6 protein-coding genes and 2 CRISPR repeat arrays are annotated in these 6,607 nt (G+C 34.6%); of the genes, 4 read left to right on the forward strand and 2 right to left on the reverse strand.

The window, feature by feature from the left end; genetic code table 11:
* The 4 genes from SULYE_RS04810 to SULYE_RS04825 form a co-directional block, all read left to right on the forward strand.
* Positions 1-259, forward strand: a 259-nt coding sequence (locus tag SULYE_RS04810; RefSeq protein WP_007547069.1) for a Fur family transcriptional regulator, incomplete at its 5' end; no start/stop codon positions are given.
* 148 nt (positions 260-407) lie between these two features.
* Entirely contained in the window at positions 408-851 is a 444-nt protein-coding gene (locus SULYE_RS04815) for a MotA/TolQ/ExbB proton channel family protein (protein ID WP_007547071.1), read from the forward strand.
* Positions 852-861: 10 nt separating this feature from the next.
* On the forward strand, positions 862-1,263 hold the full coding sequence (locus SULYE_RS04820) for an ExbD/TolR family protein (protein WP_007547073.1): 402 nt from the start codon (positions 862-864) through the stop codon (positions 1,261-1,263).
* 1 nt (position 1,264) lies between these two features.
* Complete coding sequence (locus SULYE_RS04825; RefSeq protein ID WP_007547074.1) at positions 1,265-2,092, forward strand: energy transducer TonB; 828 nt, start codon at positions 1,265-1,267, stop codon at positions 2,090-2,092.
* 352 nt (positions 2,093-2,444) lie between these two features.
* Here SULYE_RS04825 and queF read toward each other — a convergent pair whose 3' ends face one another.
* Positions 2,445-2,816: a preQ(1) synthase gene (gene queF, locus SULYE_RS04830; protein ID WP_007547075.1), complete on the reverse strand. Its 372-nt coding sequence runs from the start codon at positions 2,814-2,816 to the stop codon at positions 2,445-2,447.
* The gene (locus tag SULYE_RS04835; RefSeq protein ID WP_007547076.1) at positions 2,817-3,680 is read right to left on the reverse strand and encodes a polyprenyl synthetase family protein; all 864 of its coding nucleotides are present in this window, start codon (positions 3,678-3,680) and stop codon (positions 2,817-2,819) included. It abuts the gene before it with no gap.
* Between the two features lie 208 nt (positions 3,681-3,888).
* Positions 3,889-4,770: direct repeats of the CRISPR family, unit length 29 nt; unit sequence CTTTATAACCCACACGGTTCAGATGTAAC.
* 100 nt (positions 4,771-4,870) lie between these two features.
* Positions 4,871-6,600: a CRISPR direct-repeat array (repeat unit 29 nt; unit sequence CTTTATAACCCACACGGTTCAGATGTAAC).
* The last annotated feature ends 7 nt before the right edge of the window (positions 6,601-6,607 follow it).

The following is a 6,607-nucleotide window of genomic DNA, read 5'->3' on the forward strand; positions in this document are numbered from 1 at the left end:
TCGTAATCTTGATATGCTTCAAAAACAAGGATTGGTAGTCAAAGCTTACATGATTGGAGAAGATAAAGCAAGGTTTGGTCTTTCTTCCAAGAAGAATTATTTAATCTGTCAAAAATGTAAAAAGATTGTAATTATTGATAACTGCCCGTTTGAAAAGTTTAAAGAAGAGTTGATAGAAGTTCATGGATTTGATATTTTAGACCACAGCATTGAAGTTTATGGCATCTGTCCGGAGTGTAAGAAGAGTAAAAATTGTTAATATTAACACAAGATTTAACTATATATTTGCTTCTGCACTGCTAAATGCATTTCTTCAGTACGCATTTATGCCTTATCCGCCAAATTTCCACCTTAACCATCACCATTGATGGTATAATTGATTTATAATTTTTAATAAGGAGAGTTAAATGAGTATTACAGAAATAGCTTTAAAACTTGCCTTAATCGGTGGAGACCCTGTTCTTTATATCTTGCTTATCATGAGCATTATCAATTTTGCAATTATCATTGAGAGATTTATCACTTACAAAACGATAGAAAAAAACTTAACAAAGTTTGAACCGTTAGAGTTAAAAATATCCTTAGAAAAAAGGCTTGGAATTTTAGCAACTTTTGGAAACAACGCACCGTTTATAGGCTTGTTTGGAACAGTTTTAGGAATAATAAAAGCATTTCATAGCCTTTCAACCTCAACAGAGTTTGGAGTTAGAGTTGTAATGGCAGGAATATCAGAGGCATTAGTAGCAACCGCGATGGGTCTTTTTGTAGCAATTCCGGCTGTTATAGCCTACAACTACTTTGTAAGAAAGGCAAAATTTTTGATGATGGTTTACGAAGAGTCTAAAAAGTAAGGAGCTAAACATGAAGCTTATTGACGAAAACGAGAAAGAAATATCTGAAATAAACATGATTCCTTTGGTGGATATAGTTTTAGTTATCCTAATCATTTTTATGGCAACTGCTACATTTATGGTAGAAGGAAAAATTCCCCTTGACCTTCCAAAGGCAAAAACAGGAGAACCTGCAAAATCTACACAAAAAAGAATAGAAATAACAATCAAAAAAGACGGCATATATTTTGAAGGACAGAAAGTAAGTTCGGAAGAGCTTAAACAAAAACTCCAAGCAGTAAAAACAGATGAAAACCAGGTAGTCGCTTTAAGGTCAGAAAAAGATGTAATTTTTCAAGATGTTGTAACGGTTATAGATGTTTGTAGACAGGTAGGATTAGAAAAGTACATTATAGAGACAAAAAAAGAATAGTATGAACTTTAAGAAAGAAAGACTTTTAGTTATATCCTTAGCATTATCTTTATTAATCCATGCACTGCTTTTTAGCTCATTCCTTCTGCTTAAACCAAAGCCGAAAGAAGAAAAAGAAAAAATAATCACAGTCAGTCTTGATGAAGACTTTAAAAAAGAGTTTAAACCGCCGGTAGAAGAGAAAAAGATAATACAGAAAAATGAAGCATTACCGAAAACTAAACCTTCACCAAAGGTAGAAGAAAAAAAGATAGTGCAGCAAAAAGAAACATTACCACCACCGCAACCTGCACCAAAGCCACAGCTGGAAAAACCTATTGTCAAACCAGAATCAGAAACACCAAAACAAGAAGCTCAAAAACCGGAAGAAAAACAAAATACTCAACAACCTACACAGCAAAATCCACCACAAACTCAACCAACTCAGCAAACACAACCTGCTGTAACACAGACGCCAAAAACAGAACCAACGCCGATAGACCTATCAAAAGGAAGGCCAGACCAATTTAAACAACCGGAAAAAAAGGAAGAAGATATAGACGGCTACCTTAAAGAATTGATAAGATATCTAAATCAACAGGCAAGAGAGAGAGATTTATATCCACCAATTGCTAAAAGGTTAAAGATAGAAGGTCAAGTGATTGTAAGGGTAACTATAAACGAAGATGGAACAATAGACGAAAACTCTATAAAAATAGTAGATTCAAGCGGGTATAACGTTCTTGACAAAGGAGCTATTGAGATTTTAAAGAAATTACAACCATACAAAAAACCACCAAAGAGAATAACAGTAGAAATCCCGATAGTTTTTCAGATTATTTATATGTAGCTTATACGTTGGGTGAGAAATTCAGTAAAAGTATGAGATTCTTCGCCGGCTGCAGAATGACAAATAAGGGTGTCATTTTTTGATGTCTATCAATCAACATTTGGCTGTCATCCTGAGGACGTAAGTCCGAAGGATCTAATTTTTAAATTTTACAAAAAAAAACGCTAATTTCTCACCAAAGATATATACATTAAGTTTTTTATTGTCCGTGATCCTTGAAGAGGATTTTTTTTACAACCTAAGAATTGCAATCAAAAAGTAAATCAGTCTTTAAACTTAGTTAAAATTATAAAACTCTTTAGCCTAAGAATTAATAATAAAGATTGAGAAAATAGAAAATCTTTTTAACAACCTACTTATTGTCTTCGCTGCTTACTTTTATTATTGTTTTTACATTTCCTCTTGGATTCCAATCTCCAATGACTTCAAGCTTTCTTGGTTTTAAAAGATTATATAAATCTTCATAAATTTTGTTGGTAGCCTCTTCATGGGATATATACTGATTTCTGTATTTGTTTAGATAAAGCTTTAAAGATTTTAGTTCTACAATGTATTGGTCTGGAATGTATGTTATCTTTATTGTCGCATAATCTGGATACCCTGACCTTGGACAAAGGCAAGAAAATTCAGGAAAAGTTATATCAATAGTGTAATTTCTCTCCGGATATGGATTAGGCCATGGTTCTAAATTTGCTTCAAGTATTTCTTTTTCTCCGTATTTCATCTAAACCTCTCTGCTGATAATATATTTAGCTAATTTAATCAAAAATTCAGGTTTTTTCAAGTCTCTTATCTCATTTTTTGCCTTTTCAACACAATCTTTTGCAATCTGTATTGACTTTTCTAATCCGTACAAAGATGGGTAAGTAATTTTATTTTTATCTTTATCTTTATGTAATCTTTTTCCTGCTTTTTCCTCATCTCCGATTTCATCTAAAATATCATCCCATATCTGAAAAGCAAGACCAATATTTATTCCATAATTTTTTAATTTTAATATCTCTTCTTCTGTAGCATCAGCTAACACACCGCCGATTTGACAGCATGCAGATAAAAATTTTGCAGTTTTATTTAGATGAATAAATTCAACATCTTTAAAATTTGGCAATATATCAGCTGCTTGACCCCCCACCATGCCATAAATTCCTACATTATGAGACAAAATATTAATTACTTTTACAATTTTTTCAGCTGATAGCTTTTTATTGTTTGAGATAACTTCAAAAGCATACGTTAAAAGTCCATCGCCTGCAAGAATTGCGATAGCTTCACCAAATACTTTATGGCAGGTTGGCTTTCCTCTTCTTAAATCATCATCATCCATAGCAGGTAAATCATCATGAATTAAAGAGTAAGTATGAATAAATTCTGTTGAAATAGCTATATCTATAAAATCTTCAACATTTACATCTTCTTTGACAGCCTTTGCAGATTCAATAACTAAGATAGGCCTGATTCTTTTTCCACCTGCTTCCAAAGAATATCTCATTGCATTAGATAATTCTTCAGGAATGCAATTGGGAACAAATCTATCTAATTGCTTATTTATAAAGCTTGCTTTTTCTTTTAAGATATCTTTAAACTCCATAGTAAATATTATATAACAGGATAAGATATGTAATGAGCGAGATTGGCTATCTGATTATCAATATATAAATATTTTGACTTATTTAAGAACTTTCTAACCTGGCGGTTAAGATTGGACTTTAGTAGCGTGAAGGTAAGATACATTTGAAACGTTATTTAAACTATTAACGATTATGAAACGTATCATATCTAACTTCTCACTTTGCATTTTGCATAACCCACACGGTTCAGATGTAACTGCAATAGAAAGATTTATTTTGAAAGCTGTAGAAACCTTTATAACCCACACGGTTCAGATGTAACTAAGGTCAGATATTTTGACAAGAATATGGAAAGAAGCCTTTCTAACCCACACGGTTCAGATGTAACCATCTACTCACACTGACTTTTCTCTCCCCGTTTACCGCTTTCTAACCCACACGGTTCAGATGTAACGTGTGGGAAATAAAACTAATTAGGAGGATTAAACGACTTTATAACCCACACGGTTCAGATGTAACTGGAATATTTGTCTATACAGAGGGGAACTCTATACAACTTTATAACCCACACGGTTCAGATGTAACAGATACTAACACCACACCTTCCTTCTCTACATTACACTTTATAACCCACACGGTTCAGATGTAACCAGTGAGCTCTCCTTCACTCACTTCAATTAACTCGTCTTTATAACCCACACGGTTCAGATGTAACTACTACTGCGAACCAGAAAGCACAAAACAAAAAAGAAGCTTTATAACCCACACGGTTCAGATGTAACATTTTGTGGGTAGCAAGAAAATTCGTAAAAACTGACACTTTATAACCCACACGGTTCAGATGTAACCGGAACAAAAATCTATTATCTCTTTTTAATCCTTAACTTTATAACCCACACGGTTCAGATGTAACTAAGAACGTGAGATGTGAGAGGTGAGATGTGAGTAAGCTTTATAACCCACACGGTTCAGATGTAACATTAGTTAAGAATGGTTTGTAGTCTGGCAAGTTTTCCTTTATAACCCACACGGTTCAGATGTAACACGCTTGCGTTTTATCACGCCGAAGCAGGCTGTCAACTTTATAACCCACACGGTTCAGATGTAACAGTTAAGTAGACCAGCTATAGAGTTCGTTAGTAAACTCTTTATAACCCCACGGTTCAGATGTAACTGTTTATGTGGAAGAGAGCAGACAAAACTATTATACCTTTATAACCCACACGGTTCAGATGTAACTATTAAATTTTCTGCTCAAGAAAGTCATTTTACAATTCTTTATAACCCACACGGTTCAGATGTAACTTTCTTTTAGCTTAACAACGCCTCCTTCTATTGCAACTTTATAACCCACACGGTTCAGATGTAACATATCATTCTTGATGAATCAACACCTAAAGATAAAGACTTTATAACCCACACGGTTCAGATGTAACAGGGATAGACAAGATAAGCAAGCATAGGATAGTAAACTTTATAACCCACACGGTTCAGATGTAACAGGTAGCGTGCGATGAGAACATTATTAGCGAGAGAGACTTTATAACCCACACGGTTCAGATGTAACTATTTACAGACTCTTTAGTAGTTGAAGAAAATAACGCTTTATAACCCACACGGTTCAGATGTAACAGAAAGAACCTTGTAGATAAAATTGAGTTGTTTGAACTTTATAACCCACACGGTTCAGATGTAACTGAAGCAGTGAAATTCTTTGAGCCACACTATTTCATTCTTTATAACCCACACGGTTCAGATGTAACCCACTCAACCAACTCGTTTGGCGAGGCAGTTATTGGCTTTATAACCCACACGGTTCAGATGTAACTCGTTGTTTCTTTATTCGCTGTATTGCGTGCTATTGACTTTATAACCCACACGGTTCAGATGTAACAGACAAAAATTAACAATCTATGATGCAGTAGAGCACTTTATAACCCACACGGTTCAGATGTAACTTCTTGCTGTAATTGTGTTAAAAGAATGGAACAACACTTTCTAACCCACACGGTTCAGATGTAACTCTGGTATATTGAGAACTTGTTAAATACAAACTTTCCTTTCTAACCCACACGGTTCAGATGTAACCAGATCTGGAGATCAGAAATCTATACTAAGTACAAACTTTCTAACCCACACGGTTCAGATGTAACTCGGGTTCTTCTGAGATATATTATTTTTGGAAGGAACTTTCTAACCCACACGGTTCAGATGTAACATATGTAGCGACAATGTGGTTATCAAATTAATAAACACTTTCTAACCCACACGGTTCAGATGTAACCGTTCTTTGAAGAAAGCCTAAAACTAGCAGAAGAATCTTTCTAACCCACACGGTTCAGATGTAACATACGATTAGCACATTAATTGCTGCTTTAAGAAAATCCTTTCTAACCCACACGGTTCAGATGTAACTTATTAAGACAATATCCAACCTAAATCTACTTGAAGCCTTTCTAACCCACACGGTTCAGATGTAACCAGGGTAAAGTTTGGGTGTAAAGATGCGACTGCCTTTCTTTCTAACCCACACGGTTCAGATGTAACGAAATATTTAGAAAAGATTGGCAACATTCATTTAAGCTTTCTAACCCACACGGTTCAGATGTAACCAAAAACCATTGAGGAAGATTTAAAAATATCAACCAACTTTCTAACCCACACGGTTCAGATGTAACAATGTATTATACTCAAAAAGCTATATCGTAGAAATTACTTTCTAACCCACACGGTTCAGATGTAACTAAGTATCATAATGGTTTTTGGGACATAACTGTAGGCTTTCTAACCCACACGGTTCAGATGTAACGCAGTATCCCTGTTATTATAGCTACCACTAAAGCAGACTTTCTAACCCACACGGTTCAGATGTAACGATAGCTGTCTTTTACTGGCTTCCATTCTTCTCCGTCTTTCTAACCCACACGGTTCAGATGTAACTTATTAA

The sequence above is a fragment of the Sulfurihydrogenibium yellowstonense SS-5 genome (assembly GCF_000173615.1).
Classification (GTDB): Bacteria; Aquificota; Aquificia; order Aquificales; family Hydrogenothermaceae; genus Sulfurihydrogenibium; species Sulfurihydrogenibium yellowstonense.

Bases quoted from the DNA above. Each gene is read 5' to 3' on its own strand.
- SULYE_RS04815 (WP_007547071.1), top strand. From the start codon at position 408: ATGAGTATTACAGAAATAGCTTTAAAACTTGCCTTAATCGGTGGAGAC.
- SULYE_RS04820 (WP_007547073.1), top strand. From the start codon at position 862: ATGAAGCTTATTGACGAAAACGAGAAAGAAATATCTGAAATAAACATG.
- SULYE_RS04825 (WP_007547074.1), top strand. From the start codon at position 1,265: ATGAACTTTAAGAAAGAAAGACTTTTAGTTATATCCTTAGCATTATCT.
- queF (WP_007547075.1), bottom strand. From the start codon at position 2,816: ATGAAATACGGAGAAAAAGAAATACTTGAAGCAAATTTAGAACCATGG.
- SULYE_RS04835 (WP_007547076.1), bottom strand. From the start codon at position 3,680: ATGGAGTTTAAAGATATCTTAAAAGAAAAAGCAAGCTTTATAAATAAG.